13 protein-coding genes are annotated in these 15609 nt (G+C 62.8%); 5 read left to right on the top strand and 8 right to left on the bottom strand.

Going from position 1 to position 15609, the window contains the following annotated elements:
- Window positions 1-45 precede the first annotated feature (45 nt).
- The 6 genes from malE to GYK42_RS12885 form a co-directional block, all read right to left on the bottom strand.
- Complete coding sequence (malE, locus tag GYK42_RS12910; protein WP_205711385.1) at window positions 46-1266, bottom strand: maltose/maltodextrin ABC transporter substrate-binding protein MalE; 1221 nt, start codon at window positions 1264-1266, stop codon at window positions 46-48.
- Between the two features lie 110 nt (window positions 1267-1376).
- Window positions 1377-2462 carry an ABC transporter ATP-binding protein gene (locus tag GYK42_RS12905; RefSeq protein WP_166447827.1) on the bottom strand — a complete coding sequence of 362 codons (1086 nt, stop codon included), beginning with the start codon at window positions 2460-2462 and terminating at the stop codon, window positions 1377-1379.
- 84 nt (window positions 2463-2546) lie between these two features.
- Window positions 2547-4184, bottom strand: a complete 1638-nt coding sequence (locus tag GYK42_RS12900) for an alpha-amylase family glycosyl hydrolase (RefSeq protein WP_166447826.1) — start codon at window positions 4182-4184, stop codon at window positions 2547-2549.
- A 239-nt stretch (window positions 4185-4423) separates the two neighbouring features.
- Entirely contained in the window at window positions 4424-5434 is a 1011-nt protein-coding gene (locus tag GYK42_RS12895) for a substrate-binding domain-containing protein (protein ID WP_058047929.1), read from the bottom strand.
- A 294-nt stretch (window positions 5435-5728) separates the two neighbouring features.
- Window positions 5729-6949, bottom strand: coding sequence for a maltoporin (locus tag GYK42_RS12890; protein ID WP_166447825.1), 1221 nt, complete (start codon window positions 6947-6949; stop codon window positions 5729-5731).
- Between the two features lie 234 nt (window positions 6950-7183).
- On the bottom strand, window positions 7184-8743 hold the full coding sequence (locus GYK42_RS12885) for an MFS transporter (protein ID WP_166447824.1): 1560 nt from the start codon (window positions 8741-8743) through the stop codon (window positions 7184-7186).
- A gap of 106 nt (window positions 8744-8849) precedes the next feature.
- On the opposite strand from GYK42_RS12885, the gene GYK42_RS12880 reads away from it, so the two are divergent.
- The 3 genes from GYK42_RS12880 to GYK42_RS12870 all read left to right on the top strand — a co-directional run bounded on the left by GYK42_RS12880 (window position 8850) and on the right by GYK42_RS12870 (window position 12942).
- Window positions 8850-9776 (top strand): LysR family transcriptional regulator, encoded by a 927-nt coding sequence (locus tag GYK42_RS12880; RefSeq protein WP_166447823.1) that lies wholly within the window; start codon window positions 8850-8852, stop codon window positions 9774-9776.
- A gap of 312 nt (window positions 9777-10088) precedes the next feature.
- The gene (locus tag GYK42_RS12875) at window positions 10089-11210 is read left to right on the top strand and encodes a patatin-like phospholipase family protein (RefSeq protein WP_240943578.1); all 1122 of its coding nucleotides are present in this window, start codon (window positions 10089-10091) and stop codon (window positions 11208-11210) included.
- An 85-nt stretch (window positions 11211-11295) separates the two neighbouring features.
- A complete protein-coding gene (locus GYK42_RS12870; protein ID WP_166447822.1) occupies window positions 11296-12942 on the top strand; it encodes a methyl-accepting chemotaxis protein in 1647 nt (548 codons plus the stop codon).
- A gap of 23 nt (window positions 12943-12965) precedes the next feature.
- Here GYK42_RS12870 and GYK42_RS12865 read toward each other — a convergent pair whose 3' ends face one another.
- Together GYK42_RS12865 and GYK42_RS12860 are read right to left on the bottom strand one after the other, a co-directional pair.
- Entirely contained in the window at window positions 12966-13403 is a 438-nt protein-coding gene (locus tag GYK42_RS12865) for a GFA family protein (RefSeq protein ID WP_166447821.1), read from the bottom strand.
- Between the two features lie 40 nt (window positions 13404-13443).
- Complete coding sequence (locus GYK42_RS12860) at window positions 13444-13863, bottom strand: hypothetical protein (protein ID WP_166447820.1); 420 nt, start codon at window positions 13861-13863, stop codon at window positions 13444-13446.
- A gap of 210 nt (window positions 13864-14073) precedes the next feature.
- On the opposite strand from GYK42_RS12860, the gene GYK42_RS12855 reads away from it, so the two are divergent.
- On the top strand, window positions 14074-14532 hold the full coding sequence (locus GYK42_RS12855) for an SRPBCC family protein (RefSeq protein WP_346768093.1): 459 nt from the start codon (window positions 14074-14076) through the stop codon (window positions 14530-14532).
- A 276-nt stretch (window positions 14533-14808) separates the two neighbouring features.
- Window positions 14809-15579, top strand: coding sequence for a creatininase family protein (locus tag GYK42_RS12850; RefSeq protein WP_166447819.1), 771 nt, complete (start codon window positions 14809-14811; stop codon window positions 15577-15579).
- Window positions 15580-15609: the final 30 nt, after the last annotated feature.

Genomic DNA, 15609 nt, shown 5'->3' with positions numbered 1-15609 from the left:
ACGCGCAAGCGCCTCGGCGGCCCCGCTAATCCGACCTACCTAATTTTAATTGGCGGTCGTAATCCGCTTCGCCGCCGCATCCAGGCCATCCTTGGTTGTCTGGCGGCCTTGCGTGATGTTTTCCAGCGCCGATTGCATCGACGACCAGAAGCGGCCCATTTCCGGGTTGTTCGGCATCGGGCGGCCCGCTTGCGCGCTTTCCATCGTCGCCTGGATGTTCGGATTGGCCTTCAGTTCCGCGAACAGCACCTTGTTGGCTGGCGTGCCCAGCGGGACGTCGGCGTTGATGGTTTTCAGGCCATTGATCTGCAGCATCTGGTTTTCCAGGAATTCCGTGGCCAGGTCCTTGTTCGGGCTGGCCTTGGAAATCATCGCGCCCAGCACGCCCACGAATGGCGTGGCCGTCTTGCCGGCAACGGTAGGGATCGTTGCCACGCCGAAGTTGATTTTCGACTTGCGCGCATTGTCCCACGACCATGGGCCGTTGATCATCATGGCGATCTTGCCCTGGTTGAAGCCCGCTTCCATTTCCGCGTAGCCGGCGCCCTTCGGCATGGCGCCGCTGTTGATCAGGGTCATCAGCGCATTCACGCCCGCTTGCGAACCGGCATTGTTCACGCCGGTTTTCGCTGCATCGTAGCGGCCGTCGGACTTGACTTCAAACGGGAAGCCGCCGCCCGCGCCCAGCAATGGCCACGTGAAATAGGTGTTCGTGTAATCCCACAGGATGGCCTTTTTACCCTGGGCGGACAATTTCTTGTCCAGCGCGGCGATTTCCTCGAAGGTTTTTGGCGGCGTCGGCACCAGGTCCTTGTTGTAGACGAGGGCGACGGCTTCGATGGAGATCGGGTAGCCCCAGGTCTTGCCGCTTACCGTGAAGGCGTTCCAGGCCAGCGGCAGGATGGCGGCGCGCGCTTCCTTGCTTGGCGTCAATGGTTGCAGCAAGCCGGCGTCGATCCAGGTGCCGATGCGGTCATGCGGCCAGATCCAGATGTCCGGGCCCTTGCCGGCGGCCGCCGCTTGCTGGAATTTGTTCGGCGCATCTTCCGGATGCTCGACGACGACCTTGATGCCCGTCTTCTTGGTGAACTCTTCGCCGACCTTGGCCAGACCCTTGTAGCCTTTGTCGCCATTGATCCAGATCAGCAGGGTGCCTGCTTCGGCCGCGTTCGCGATGCTGACGGCGGCCAGGTTGCCGATGCCGGCCAGAGCGGCGGCGATCAGGGTAGTTTTGATGAAGCTGCGTTTCGGGTGCGTGAAGGACATGTCAATCTCCAGTATCTTTTTTTATGCTAAGTTTATGTTGAGTATCAAGGCTAGAACGATACAACCAGGCCAGGCGGCGCCTGTAGCGCCTGGCCCCTTAAAGCCGGGTGTCAGGTACGGGTCTGGCCATGCTCGTCGAACACGTGGACGCGGGCGGGCGCCACCTGCAGCGCCACGGATTGGCCAATGGCCCAGTCCGTTTCCGCATCGGCGCGCACCACCAGCGGCTCGTCGCCGCCCGGCACGTGCACATACAGATAGCTGATGTCGCCCAGTTTTTCCACCGCCTGCACGGTGGCCGTGATGGCGGCCGTGGCGCCGGGCGCGCACGCTTGCACGTGTTCCGGGCGCGCGCCGACGGTCACGGGAGTGCCGCTGGCCAATGACTGCGTCAGCACGGCTTGCAGCATGCCGCCCGCGTTGGTGGCGATGGTCGCCACGCCGTCCGTGTAGCTGTGGATCTTGCCCTTGAGGAAATTCATGCGGGGCGAACCGAGGAAGCCGGCCACGAACAGGTTGGCGGGATGGTGGTACAGCTCCAGTGGCGCGCCTACTTGCTCGATGCGGCCCGCGTTGAGGACGACGATGCGGTCGGCCAGGGTCATCGCTTCGACTTGGTCATGCGTGACGTAAATCATGGTCGAGCGCAATTCGCGGTGCAAATTCGCCAGTTCGATGCGCATCTGCACGCGCAGCGATGCGTCCAGGTTGGACAGCGGTTCGTCGAACAGGAAGACGTCGGGCTTGCGCACGATGGCGCGGCCGATGGCCACGCGCTGGCGCTGGCCGCCGGACAAGTCCTTCGGTTTGCGTTCCAGCAAAGGCTCGATGCGCAGGATCTGCGCGGCGCGCTGCACGGCGTCGGCGATCTGCACCTTGCTCATGCCGGCCAATTTGAGGCCGAAGGCCATGTTCTGCGCCACGCTCATGTGCGGATACAGGGCGTAGCTCTGGAATACCATGGCGATGCCGCGTTTGGCGGGCGGCACGTCGTTCATGCGGGTCTTGCCGATGAACAAGTCGCCGCCGCTGATTTCCTCCAGGCCGCATATGCTGCGCAGCAAGGTGGATTTGCCGCAACCCGACGGGCCCACGAACACCATGAATTCGCCGTCGGCGATCTCCAGGTCGATGCCGTGCAGGGTTTGCACGTCGCCATATGCCTTTTTCAGCCCTGCTAATTTCAGTCCTGCCATGTCGTCCTCACTGTGTCAATTCGTCCCCGCTGATGCGCGGGGCTCGTTATTGTAATTGGCGGCATGGCCGCCAAAGCCTGCGATTTATGCCAGGGTGCCGAACCAGCCGCCATGCGGGGGCAGGGTGATCTGCTGGCCATCTTTGCTGCCTGGCAAGCCGTGACCGGCCAGCTCGGCCGCCGGCGCCGCGTCGGGCCAGGCGAAACTGACCGCTTGCGTGCCCAGGTTGAAGGCGGCCAGCACGGACGGGTGTCCCGGCAGATCGCGGCGCAGGGCCAGCACGGGTTCCGGCGCATCGAAGAAACTGATGTCGCCGCGCAGCAATTGCGGCAGGGTGCGGCGCCAGGCGAGGATGTTCTGGGCAAAGCGCAGCGCCGAGCCGCTATCGTGCTCCTCCACGTCGACGGCGCGCTCCAGGTGCTCGGGCGGCACGGGCAGCCAAGGCGTGGTAGTGCTGAAGCCGCCATGCGGTGCTTCCGCCACCCACGGCATCGGCGTGCGGCAGCCGTCGCGGCCCTTGAACTGGGGCCAGAACGGGATGCCGTACGGGTCTTGCAGCGCCTCGAAAGGAATGTCCGCTTCCGTCAGGGCCAGCTCGTCGCCCTGGTACAGGCACGGCGTGCCTTTCAGCGCGGCCTGCACGGCCAGCACCACCTTGGCCAGCGACGGTGACGGGTTCTCGCCACCCCAGCGCGTCATGACGCGCACGCTGTCGTGGTTGCCCACGGACCAGGAAGCCCAGCCGTCGGCCACTTGCGCTTCGAACTCTTCCACTTGCTTGCGGATATGCGCGGCGGAAAACTCCGCCGTCAGCAAGTTGAAACTGTAGGCCATGTGCAGCTTGTCGGCGCCCGTGTAGGCCGCCATGGTGGCCAGCGCATTGTCGTCGCCCACTTCGCCGATGGAAACGGCCTGGTATCCATCGAGCACGGCGCGCACGCGCTGCAGGTAGGCGATGTTTTCCGGCTGCGTCTTGTCGTACACGTGCGCTTGCATGCCGTACGGGTTGATGGCCGACACGCTGCTCGCGTCGCGCTGCGCGGCTGGCGGATTGTCGCGCAGCAGTTGGTCGTGATACGGGAAGTTGCAGGAATCGAAGCGGAAGCCGTCGACACCGCGCTCGAGCCAGAAACGCAGGTTGTCCAGCTGCGCCTGCTGCACGGCAGGATTATGGAAGTTCAGGTCGGGCTGGCTGACGAGGAAATCATGCAGGTAATACTGGCCGCGGCGCGGCTCCCATTGCCACGCGGAACCGCCGAACACGGACAGCCAGTTGTTCGGCGCCGTGCCATCCGGTTTCTGGTCGGCCCATACATACCAGTCGGCCTTGGGATTGTCGCGGCTGGAGCGGCTTTCCACGAACCACGGATGGTTGTCGGACGAGTGCGACAGCACCTGGTCGATCATCACTTTCAAGCCCAGTTCATGGGCGCGGGCCACGAGGCGGTCGAAGTCGGCCAAAGTACCAAACATGGGATCGACGTCGCAGAAATCGGCCACGTCATAGCCGAAGTCTTTCATCGGCGACGTAAAGAAGGGCGAGATCCACACGATGTCGGCGCCCAGGGCGGCGATGTAATCGAGCTTGGAGGTAATGCCGGGCAAGTCGCCGATGCCGTCGCCATTGCTGTCGAGGAAGCTGCGTGGATAGACTTGGTAGATGACGGCGCTGCGCCACCAGTCGGCGGGCAGGTGGGCGAGATTGTTCTGGATGGTCGGCATGAATGATTTCTTAAAAGTTGCCTGTAGCCTTGGCTATCAGGGCGGCGCTGCTGGTTGGTAGGCGAACGTCTTATTTTAAAATTCAAAGCGCTTTGATTATGAATTGAGTATAGTTCAAAGCGCTTTGAAAAGTAAAGCGATACACGCGCCAGACATACGATTTTTTTATGAGGGTGATTCAGGATAACAAGATGGCGCCGCTGGCCAGGCGGCCGGCGGCGCAGGGAGGCGGAAAATGCCTAGTTCGGCACGGGTCCCGCCGACTCGCCCGGCAACAGTTCGCATGGCCACAATTCCTGCAAATCGGTGACGGGCGTGCCATCCATCTGGGCCAGCAGCATGTTGATCATTTTCGCGCCGGCGCCGCGCGGGTCGGGCTGGACGACGGTGGTGACGTTGTGGCCGGCCAGGGAATCTTCCATTACGCCCCAGACGATCAGCGACATCTCGCGGCCGATGCTGATGCCCGCGTCGAGCAGGGCGCGCACGGCGCCCACACCCGACATGTGATTGTCGACGATGACGGCGGTAGGGCGGGGCGAGCGGGCCAGCAGGCGCTGCATGGCCTGGTAGCCGGCGCGGCGGTCGTGGGCATTGTCGACCAGGTTGTCCGGGTCGACGGCCAGGCCGCCCGCCTGCATGGCGTGCTGGAAACTCTCGACGCGCTGGCGCACAAAGTTCAGGTCCGGCGTGGCGCTGATCAGGCCGATGCGCTGGTGGCCCAGCTGCGCCAGGCGCTCGACGGCCAGGCGCATGCCGGCCTCGTTGTCGTAGTCGAACCACGCATGCGGCTGGTTCAGCTGCGTGCGGCCGTGCGCGACAAACGGCATGCCCTGCTGCGCCAGGTAGGCGATGCGCTCGTCGAACGGTTTCGTGCGCCCGACGATCAGGCCATCGATGCGGCGCCCCTTGACCATGCGTTCGTAGGTGTGGAATTCGTTGGTGGCCGACGCGGGCGCGATCATCATGTCCATCTGCTGCGCTTCCAGCGCTTCCGACATGCCGCCCACGATGTCGATGAACATCGGGTCGGCCAGGTCGTTCGGCATCAGCGGGTAGATGATGCCGACGATATTCGTGCGTCCGACGGCCAGGCTGCGCGCCATGGGATTGGGACGGTAGCCGGCCGCTTGCGCTGCTGCCAGCACACGTTCGCGCGTGCGTTCGCTCACTTCCGGATAGCCATTCAAGGCGCGGCTGACGGTGGTTTCGGATATTCCTAGCGTTTTGGCGAGATTTTTGAGGTTCATGGATGCTGCGTCTGGGTGGGTCGGGAGCGATGCGGTGCGATGCAGGGTAGTTTATCTGATAAATGCCGGAATGATCAGGGGGATGACAAGCGGCGGCAGCGCCCAAAAAAATACGCGGGCAAACCCAGGGGCGCCCGCGCTAAAAGAGGATACTGCTGAATCACTACATTGAAGCTGCCGGCCATCGCGTGCAGCGGCGAAATGGTGGGTCCGGTTACTGCCTGCCCCTGGATGAGCGGGCGGTGTTGCTGCCAGTGGCTGGCGCCTTGCGGCGTCAGCCAATGTTGGATGCTCTTACCACCACGACTCGACCTGGAAACCGACCGAGCTGCCATTGGTCTTGCCACCGAACACGCCCGTCGACGACAGCGCCGATTCCGCGGCGGCGGCCGACTGGGCTGCCTTGTTCCATTTGGCGTAGGTGTAGAAGGCGCGCAGCACGGGGCGCGACCAGAAGCTGTTGCCGGCCGACAGTTGCGGCGCGAAGGTCAGCTTGGTCAGATTGCGGCTCTCGCCTCCTTCCGGCTTGACGATGTCGTGGCCGAGTTCCACGGCCAGGCTGTAGTTGTCCGTGAAGTGGTAGACGGGACGCGCGCCGATCGACGTCCATTTGCTGCTCACGCCTGCCGTTTCCTTGTCTTCGTAGACGAAGGTGCCCATGCCCGACCAGGCGCCTTTAGGCTGGATCATGATCTGTTCCGTCAGGCGCACGACCTTGTCATCCTTGCTGGCGCCCAGGCTGAAGCCGCCCGTGTTGGCAGCGCTGCCTTTGCCGTACTGCAGTGCCACCTTGTTGAAGCCGCCCAGCAGATTGCCTTGGGTATGCATGATGGTCAGCAAGTGGCCGCTGGCGATGGGAGCCGCGCCTTGCGCGTTGCGTTTCTGGTTGAATTGCAGGCCCAGGGTCAGTTCGCCATCGGGGTTGACCTTGATGCCGGAGAAGCGCAGGTCGTGGGACAGGCCCATGCGCTTGCTGTCGCCGTCGTCGGCCGTGCGCACGATGGCGTAGGCCAGCTTGGCGGCGCCCAGGTCGATGTTTTCCAGGCCGGCGCCCGGGCCGCTGTTATTCCAGAAGTAGTAATCGGTGATGTGCACGTCCTGGCGGTCGTAGTAGCGCTTGCCGACCCAGGCGCGCGCTTCGGCGAAGGCGCCGGAACCAATCTTGTCGGCCACCACGTTCATTTCACGCCACGACGGGTCCGATTGTTCCCAGTCCTGGTTCTGGTTGACGGAGAACGCTACCAAGGTGTTGATGCGGAAAGTGGTGCCGTTGGCTGCCTTGAAGGCTTCGCCGCCGAATTTCAGCTCGCCGTAGGTTTCGCACTCATTGCCCAGGCGATACTTGGACGAGGCGCCGGCCAGGCCGAAACACGCTTCCTTGCCGCCTTCGCTGCTGGTGCCGAAGCCCGAGCGGATGTAACCGCCGAAGTCGATCGGCAGGGCGGCCTGGGCGGCCGAAGCGCTCAAGGCCAGGGCCACGGCGGCAGGCAAAGTTTTCAAGAAATGTTTGTTCATTGCGTCTCCAGTGTTTTTATAGGTGTGGGATCGGTGCGCATAACTTCGCACAACCAAAGCGCTTTAGTTATGTTTCAAAGCGCTTTGAGTATAGTTCAAAGCGCTTTGATCAGTAAACTAGTTTTGTTCTTTGAATTCTTCTTAAACTTTTGAGGTGTTGCGGAGAAACATCAGGGCGGGCGGCGGCGCGTGGGCGCCGCCGTGTACGGCAGGAGGAACGGTGATGGTCGTGACTTATTGCTGCGCCTTGCAGGCGGGCAGGGCGGCCGTGTCCGTTGCTGCACCAGTTGGATGACGCAAAAAGGCCAGGATCAGCAGGGCCGAGGCCGTCGTAATGCCGGCCAGCACATACAACAAGTGGCGGAAAGCGGCGCCATACGCTTGCGCCAGTCCGGCGGCGCCGGCCTGCGGCAATATTTCACCGGCATGGCGCAGCTCGCCCAGTGCCAGGAAGGGCGCCGCCAGCGCCGCCTGCTCCGGCACGAGGCCGGGCACCTTGCCCAAGGCCGCCATCGTGAGCGTGCCCAGCAGCGCGCTGACGATGGCCAGCGCCAGGCCTTCGCCCGCCACGCGCGTTGTATTGAAGATACCGGCCGCCATGCCTGCCCGTTCCACGGGCACGACGCTGATGGCCAGGCCATCCATCAAGCCCCAGGGCAGGCTGATGCCGCAGCCGATCAGCAGCAGCGGCCCGATCAAGGTGGCGGGCGGCTGGCCCGGCGCGCAGGTCGATAACCATAACAAGCCGCCGGCCGCCAGCAGCAGGCCGCTGGCGCAAATGTGCGCGGCGGCGATGCGCTGTGCCGCCAGGCCTGCCAGCACCGGCAGCACCAGCATGGGCGCCGACAGGGCGATCATCATGCGTCCCGCTTCCAGCGCGCTATAGCCTTCGATGCCGATGAGCCGGGCCGGCAGCAATACCAGCAGCACGACAAAGGAAAACGCGGGTGCGGCTGCCAGCAATTGCACGCCGGCAAAGGCGGGCAGGCGGAACAGGGTCAAGTCCAGCATGGGCCGCACCGCGCGCCGCTCCACGCGGATGAAAACGGCCAGCAGCAAGGCCGCGCCACCGAGCAGTCCCAGGCTGGCGGCGCTGCCCCAGCCACTGTCGGGCGCCTGCAGCAAGCCATAGGTAAACAAGGACAGGGCACTTGTAAACGTCAGGGCTCCGGGCCAGTCGACGCCTTGCGCCTGCGGGTCGCGCGATTCGCGCATGGCGCGCGCGGCGGCCAGCAGGGCGGCCACACCGGCCACGGCTGTGGCCGCAAAAATGGCGCGCCAGCCCGTGTGCGTGATCAAGGTGCCAGCGAGGAAGGGACCGAAGGCCAGGCCAGTGCCGAAGGCCGTGCCGATCAGGCTGAAGGCGCGCGCGCGGGCGGGACCGTCGAATTCCTGCGCCAGGGCCGCCAGTCCGCTCGACAGGGCCATGGCGCAACCGATGCCCTGGACGGCGCGCAGCACGTCGAGCCATACAATGCCGGGAGCTGCCGCCAGTGCCAGCGCGGCGGCGGAAAACACGCCCAAGCCCAGCAGGAACACGCGCTTGCGGCCATAGCGGTCGGCCAGCGCGCCGGCCACCATCAGGCAGCCGCCAAAACTGAGCATGAAGGCGTTCGTGATCCACGCCAGCGCCAGCGGCGTGCCGTGCAGGTCGGCGGCGATGGCGGGAATGGCGATGGCCGGCCCCGTAAAACTGAGCGGCATGCATAGCGCGGCCAGGCAGACGGAGGCCAGCACGAAGGCGCGCCGGGCGGCCGCTGGTTCCGGGGCTTGCGCGGGAAGAGTCGTATCCATGGGAATGATTCCAGAAAGAGGGAATCCGATGATAATATGGACGCAATCAATGAAAAAGTGGCTGAAAATCCACTCATAACGGACAAATATTCTCCAATGAGGTCGCATGGATAATCTGAACGGCATTGCCGCCTTCGTGCGTGCGGCGGAAACTTCCAGCTATGTGGCGGCCGGCCGGCTGCTCGGCGTGTCGGCCTCGGCCGTGGGCAAGAGCGTGGCGCGGCTGGAAGAAAAGCTGGGCGTGCGCCTGCTCAACCGCAGCACGCGGCGCATCAGCCTGAGCAACGAGGGCGCGCTGTTTTACGAGCGCTGCCAGCGCATCCTGGCCGACCTGGGCGATGCCGAGGCGGAACTGTCGCACCTGGCCGAGGCGCCGCGCGGCAAGCTGCGCGTGAGCCTGCCCGTGATCGGCTACCGCATCATCCTGCCCCTGTTGGCGGAATTCACGCGGCTGTATCCGGAGATCGAGCTCGACCTCGATTTCAACGACCGCCTCGTCGACGTGGTGGCCGAAGGCGTGGACGTGGCCGTGCGCAGCGGCACCTTGACGGATTCGCGGCTGATGGCGCGCGAACTGGGGCCGTTTGCCTTTGCCATCGTCGGCTCGCCCGCGTATTTCGCCCGCCACGGCGTGCCGGCCACGCCGCGCGAGCTGGAAGGGCACGCCTGCGTGCGCTATAAATTCCCCACCACGGGCAAGTTGCAGGAATGGGCGCTGCAGCGCGCCGAGGGCGACAGCGGCGGAGAGTTGCGCTTGCCGACCGCCCTGACCTGCAACAATATCGAAGCCTTGATCGGTGCCGCCACGCAGGGCGTGGGCCTTGCCTACCTGCCAGACTTTATCGTGCGCGACGCCCTCGCGCGCGGCGAACTGCAAGCCGTGCTGGCCGGCTATTTGCTGCATTCGAGCAAGTTCTGGGTACTGTGGCCGTCAAGCCGCCACCTGTCGCCGAAAATTCGCGTCTTTGTTGACCATTTGTGTACCCACCTGCATTTCTCCTCGTCCCCTCCGGACCCCGCGCCACACCCTTGATGCCTCTGGCCGCCGCGCCGGCGGCTGTTTGGGGAATATTCCTACCCCAAAGCGATTAATCCTAATGCCGCCGAATTTATATTTGCTGCGCTGCATCACGCCATGCCGCACGGCATCAACTTATGGCCTTGCTGAATATCTGTCATTCGTTATGGAAATTGCCATAAGGAATTTATTTATGTTAATTTCATATCTGTTTCTGCAACATTGCATCCGTGGTTGCTTGCAGGAACATGTGCAGGAATAGGCGCCATAAGCGTGTAGTAACCAACAATTAAGGGATGGTAACCCCGTTCCGTTCAGGGAGTGTGCATGAAGACAGTCACGACGACACCACCGAATCCGGCGCCAGCCGCGCCAGCGAAACCTGCCCGCAAAACGGGGCTGCTGCTGGGTGGCGGCGCACCAAATTCCACCTTGATCGCCGGCGCCCTGGCCGCTTTTCTCGACGAGGGCATCGAGTTCGACGTCATTTCCGCCTCGGGCGCCGGCGTGTTGATGGGCTTGCTTTACACGACGCCGCACGAAGCCACGCCGCGCCAGGCCTTGCAAAGCTGGGCCGACACGGGCGTGGCCGACAGCATCTACAAGATGATCCCAATCAATTACAAGGTGTTCCAGAAGCCGGGCATGCACGCGAGCACTTTCCGCGACGCCTTCCAGCCGCCGGCCAACAATCCTTTTTTCCAGGCATTCCAGCAAACGTTTGCGGGTGTACCCACTGCCTGGTCGGACTGGGGCAAGCTGATGGTGTCGTCGCTGTCGCCATCGGACCTGTCGGCGAAAAGCCTGGGGCTGTGCGCGCACTTGCCCTTCCTGGAAAAAGCCGTGGATTTTTCCGGCGTGGCGCGCATGCGTCCCGATTTCTACATCAATGCCTATAACCTCAGCGAGCACCGCATGCAAATCTGGGGCAAGCATGAGATCGAACCGATCCACGTGCGCGCGGCCCTGTCGTTTCCCTTCCTGTATGCACCGACGACCATCGCGGGCGACGACTACATCGAAGGCGCTGCGCTCGACACCCTCAATTTCGACCCGTTTATCGAAGGCAAGGGCGAGCACCATGACGCCGACACCCTGGTCATCCTCGACATCCTCGGCGACGAGCGCTTGCTGCGCAAGCCGCGCAACCTGTACGACGCCTGGGTGCGCTCCATCATCACGCCGCTGGTGAAGATTTCCAAGAGCGAACTGCGCCTGTTTGAGCTCGAGCACAACACGGACAGAAGCACGGGCCAGCCCAAGCGGCGCTTGCTCAAGCTCGACCTGATGGGCGGCATTCCCGAGCAGCACTGGCCCGACACCCTGGACTGGTCCAGCTCGAACATGCAACTGCTGTTCGACGTGGGCCACAAGGCGGGCCTGGCGTTTTGCCGCCAGCATGGCGACTTGCTGCGCCGCGCGCCCTACGCTTCCCCGCTGGCGGCTTAGCCGCCTGCAACCGATCCCGGCCACCCGATCGGCAGCTACTTATCCTGCCTGGCCTTGCCAGGCCACCTTTTTACTGTGACACACCATGAATATCACCAAGCAATTAATTCTGACCCTCACCATCGCCTTGCTGGCCCTGCTATTGCTGGGCGCCGGCGGCGCCATCCAGCTGCAGCGCGCCCAGGAGCGTTTCGACACCGTGCAAAACCGCATCATTCCCAGCATCCAGGGCTTGAATGCGGCCAAAGGTTTCCTGGCCGATTCCCGCCTGGCCGGCTACCGCCTGTCCGTGTTCTCGAACCTGGCCGACAAGACGGCGCTGGACAAGGCCGTGGCCGACGCCAACACGAATTTCGACAAGGTCATCGCCACCTACCGCGCCGAGCGCCTGTACGACGCGACGGACAGCAAGATGCTCGACGCCGACCAGGCCGCCATGGAAGCCTACCGCCGCGCGCTCGCGCCATTCTTTGCCGCCGCCTACGCGGGCGACATGGACGGCGTGCGCGCCACCTTGCTGGCCGGCACGCCGCTGGCCATCACGGCCGCCGCCGCGAAAAAAAGCATGGATGACCATATCGCTTACAACAACAAGCTGGTCGATGACGTGAAGGCGGAAAGCCTGGCCGCCTACGATACGGCGTTCAACACCATGCTGGCCGTGCTCGGCGTGGCCGTGCTGTTGACGGGCGCGCTGGCCTGGCATATCTACCGCACCATCAGCGGCGGCCTGGGCAATATCGAACATACCCTGGAGCGCGTCAGCGCTTCGCTCGACCTGTCCGCCGCCATGCCCGTCGAGCGCATGGATGAAGTGGGCCGCACGGCCACCGCCTTCAATAAATTCCTGGAGCGCATCGTCGGCGTGATTGCCACCGTGCGCGCCTCGGCCGATACGGTCAGCGTGGCGGCCGCGCAGATTTCCGCCGGCAACGCGGACTTGTCCGTGCGCACGGAACAGCAGGCGTCATCGCTGGAAGAAACGGCGTCCAGCCTGGAAGAACTGACCTCGGCCGTGCGCCAGAATACGGACAATGCGCGCCAGGCGAATTCCTTGGCCGTGTCCGCCTCGGACGTGGCCCGCAAGGGCGGCGCCGTGGTGGCGCAAGTGGTGGGCACGATGGGCTCGATCAATGAATCGGCGAAGAAGATCGCCGACATTATCGGCGTGATCGACGGCATTGCCTTCCAAACCAATATTCTGGCGCTGAATGCGGCAGTGGAAGCGGCCCGCGCGGGCGAGCAGGGCCGTGGCTTCGCCGTGGTGGCCACCGAGGTGCGCAACCTGGCGCAACGCTCGGCGGCGGCCGCCAAAGAAATCAAGGGCTTGATCGAGGATTCCGTCGATAAAGTCAACACGGGCAGCGCACTGGTCGACCAGGCGGGCGCGACGATGGAGGAAATTGTCGCCAGCATCCGCCGCGTAACGGACATCATGGGCGACATCGCCAACGCCAGCCACGAGCAAAGCGCCGGCATCGAGCAGGTCAACCAGGCCATTTCGCAAATGGACCAGGTCACCCAGCAAAACGCGGCCCTGGTGGAAGAGGCGGCCGCAGCAGCATCCTCGCTGCAAGACCGCGCCATCGAGCTGGTCGACGTGGTGGCAGTGTTTCGCCTGAGCGGCGATGCGCAAGGAAAAGCGTTGAAAGTGGCGGGCGGCTTGCCGGCCCCGGCAACAGCCGCCGCCAGCCGGCGCCTGGCGCTGCCGGGCCGCAGTGCTCGCGGTTAAATCTTTTGACCGCTCCGGTTCATTTAATGGGCGGTATTAGGAAAAAAGCGTAGGTATCCAGCGATGTCAGGTCCGCCTCCAGCAAGTTTATCTTTTGGATGGAGTCGGCCTTCGTTTACTGCTACCTCTTCAAAGTCAAACGGACTGATTCCTTCCAGGCAGGCCACATTGATCCCGAATTGATCGGGTTTTGACCGGCGTTGGTGATGTGTGTATATCCCGCATTTTGAGCAGAAATAGTGCTTCGCTTGCATGGTGTGAAACTGATAGAGGGTGAGCAATTCCTCTCCGGAAGTGATCTCTATATCCTGAAGCGCCGCAGAAACCGCTATCGCACCGCGCATGCGGCAATAGGAGCAGTTGCAGCGCCGTGCCGTCTTGAGCCCGTCGCTAAGTCGAACTTGAAATCTTACAGATCCACAATGGCATGACCCGCGTAACTTCCCATCAGTGCTTTTCATTTTATTCCTTTCAATGACGGCTTCTGGCCGAACACGGCCTTCAATCAAAGACAATCCGCTGCCCCACCTCGAATTGATTCTCATGGCAATAAAACAGGATAAGCGGTGTGTCCTTCGAATAGATCATCGCGTCGTCACGTGACGGCACAAAAATATCCGACCAGTTCTCGATCAGGAACACGCTGCTGGATATGAAGCATTCGTCTTCGCCAAACACAACCACGACCTGCTGAATTCCCGGTACGCGGGCACGTAACCAGCTGCTTGCGATGGCTACGTCGTCTCCGAAGGCGAGCCGCTCGATTGAGTCAACGGTGTCAACGTTCAGGCCCAAGTGCGTCTTCGAGTCATGAAGACCCACCAAATCATAGGCACGGCGAGCATCCTCGGCATCAAGCCAGGCGATATCGGCCGAGTGATGTTTCAGCTCCTCAACCCGCCAATGTGTTTCGTTCATCATCTCTCAACATCCAAGGTGTCCTGGGGCAGCGTTTCTAGGGAAGCATCGTGCTCAGGTGTGACTACATGCCTGGTCACTTGCCTTGTCAAGCGCGCCTGCTCAATGGCATAGCGCTTGAGCCTGGCTATAAACAAGGCGCTCCTCATGGCCCGGCTAGCACAGCCGGAATGCAATTATATTGATAATAGTAGGGAGAACCCACTGATGTAAATCGAAGAAAGCATCCACATTGCAGTCCCGCCCACGGTCATCGATCAAATTTGTAGCGAGGTCGACCGATGGCATCAGTGGGATCCGGACACAAAGCAAGCCCGGCTCAATGGGCCATTTGCGGTGGGAACACAGGGCAGGATAGTTCCCGGCAAGGGGATGGGCATTCCGATGCTCGTCACGGAGCGCTCCGCGGGCCGCTCGTTCACCGTCGAAGGCTACATCCCTTTGTTCCGCATCCATTTCGAGCACACGGTAGTTGCCGCAGATGGCGGATCGGAAGTCGTTCACCGCGTGTGGTTTACTGGAGCGCTTGTCTTTTTGTTCGGGCCAGGCGTTGCCAAGCAAGTCCGGGATGGGCTTCCCAGGACGATGCGCTCGCTCAAGGCCTATGCCGAGAAGCGCAACGAAACGCTCCATGATGGCGAGGCGGGCAGGGCTAACGCGACGACAGCCTGATGGATAGTTTCTCCTCGTCAATTCCTTGCAAACTGCCGCGTCAAATTAACGTGCCGTTCCCCTTATGATGGAATACAATTCTTGCGTGGCAGCCAGCTTGCCTGGCAATGCCGGGCACGACGTCACGCTTTGACCTTGGAAAGATGTTTGCTTATGACTCTGCAGTTCCCCCTGCCGAATGTACCTCTTGCGCCTTGCGCGCCATCCAGTCGGTCCCAGCCACTCGGTTCCCTGTTTGCACTGACCCTGTTCTGCCTGATTCCAGCGGCGTCCGCCATGGCGGCTGCGCCCGCCAGCAGCAGCGTCATGCTGGAAGAACTGACGAGCACGGAGTTGCGCAGCCGTATCGACCACGGCGCCACGACCGTGCTCGTGCCGATAGGCGGCGTCGAGCAGAGCGGGCCGTATATCGCGCTGGGCAAGCACAATGTGCGCGCTGGGCTGCTGGCGCGGCAGATTGCGCAAAAGCTGGGCAATGCGATCGTCGCGCCCGTCGTTTCCTATGTGCCGGAAGGCGCGATTGCTCCGCCGGCCGGCCACATGCGCTTCGCCGGCACGATTTCGATACCGCCCGCCGCCTTCGAAGCCGTGCTGGAAGGGGCGGCCGCCAGCCTGCGCCAGCATGGTTTTCGCGACATCATCTTCCTTGGCGACCATGGCGGCTATCAAAAGAACGAGCAGAACGTTGCCAGCAAGCTGAACCGCGCCTGGGGCAAGGCTGCCACAGCCAAGGATGCGCGCGCTTACGCCTTGCTCGACTACTATGACATCACGCAGACGGCGTATATTGCCGAACTGCAAAAGCGTGGCCACAGCAGCGCCGAGATCGGGCTGCACGCGGGTTTGGCGGACGCGGCGCTGATGCTGGCGACGGACCCATCGCTGGTACGCAGCGAGGCCATGGCGCGCGGGCCGAAGCCTGGCGTGGCGGACGGCGTGCGCGGCGACGCGACGCGCGCCACGGCGGAGCTGGGCCAGATTGGTATCAAGTTGCAGGTGGACACCTCGGTGGCCGCCATCAAGCAGCTGCTGCAACGTACCAAATAATTCCGCTGGAAGTGCTGAACTTCCGGCTTT

It is taken from the genome of Janthinobacterium lividum (assembly GCF_011601275.1).
GTDB lineage: Bacteria > Pseudomonadota > Gammaproteobacteria > Burkholderiales > Burkholderiaceae_D > Janthinobacterium > Janthinobacterium lividum_E.
The sequence above is the reverse complement of the archived record's forward strand: the minus strand, read 5'-3'. Positions and strand labels throughout refer to the sequence as shown.

What these genes read in the sequence shown, in the direction of transcription:
- GYK42_RS12905 (WP_166447827.1), bottom strand. Translation starts at nt 2,462, where the DNA reads ATGGCAGGACTGAAATTAGCAGGGCTGAAAAAGGCATATGGCGACGTG.
- GYK42_RS12895 (WP_058047929.1), bottom strand. Translation starts at nt 5,434, where the DNA reads ATGAACCTCAAAAATCTCGCCAAAACGCTAGGAATATCCGAAACCACC.
- GYK42_RS12870 (WP_166447822.1), top strand. Translation starts at nt 11,296, where the DNA reads ATGAATATCACCAAGCAATTAATTCTGACCCTCACCATCGCCTTGCTG.
- GYK42_RS12875 (WP_240943578.1), top strand. Translation starts at nt 10,089, where the DNA reads ATGAAGACAGTCACGACGACACCACCGAATCCGGCGCCAGCCGCGCCA.
- GYK42_RS12865 (WP_166447821.1), bottom strand. Translation starts at nt 13,403, where the DNA reads ATGAAAAGCACTGATGGGAAGTTACGCGGGTCATGCCATTGTGGATCT.
- GYK42_RS12900 (WP_166447826.1), bottom strand. Translation starts at nt 4,184, where the DNA reads ATGCCGACCATCCAGAACAATCTCGCCCACCTGCCCGCCGACTGGTGG.
- GYK42_RS12860 (WP_166447820.1), bottom strand. Translation starts at nt 13,863, where the DNA reads ATGATGAACGAAACACATTGGCGGGTTGAGGAGCTGAAACATCACTCG.
- GYK42_RS12880 (WP_166447823.1), top strand. Translation starts at nt 8,850, where the DNA reads ATGGATAATCTGAACGGCATTGCCGCCTTCGTGCGTGCGGCGGAAACT.
- GYK42_RS12885 (WP_166447824.1), bottom strand. Translation starts at nt 8,743, where the DNA reads ATGGATACGACTCTTCCCGCGCAAGCCCCGGAACCAGCGGCCGCCCGG.
- GYK42_RS12850 (WP_166447819.1), top strand. Translation starts at nt 14,809, where the DNA reads ATGGCGGCTGCGCCCGCCAGCAGCAGCGTCATGCTGGAAGAACTGACG.
- malE (WP_205711385.1), bottom strand. Translation starts at nt 1,266, where the DNA reads ATGTCCTTCACGCACCCGAAACGCAGCTTCATCAAAACTACCCTGATC.
- GYK42_RS12890 (WP_166447825.1), bottom strand. Translation starts at nt 6,949, where the DNA reads ATGAACAAACATTTCTTGAAAACTTTGCCTGCCGCCGTGGCCCTGGCC.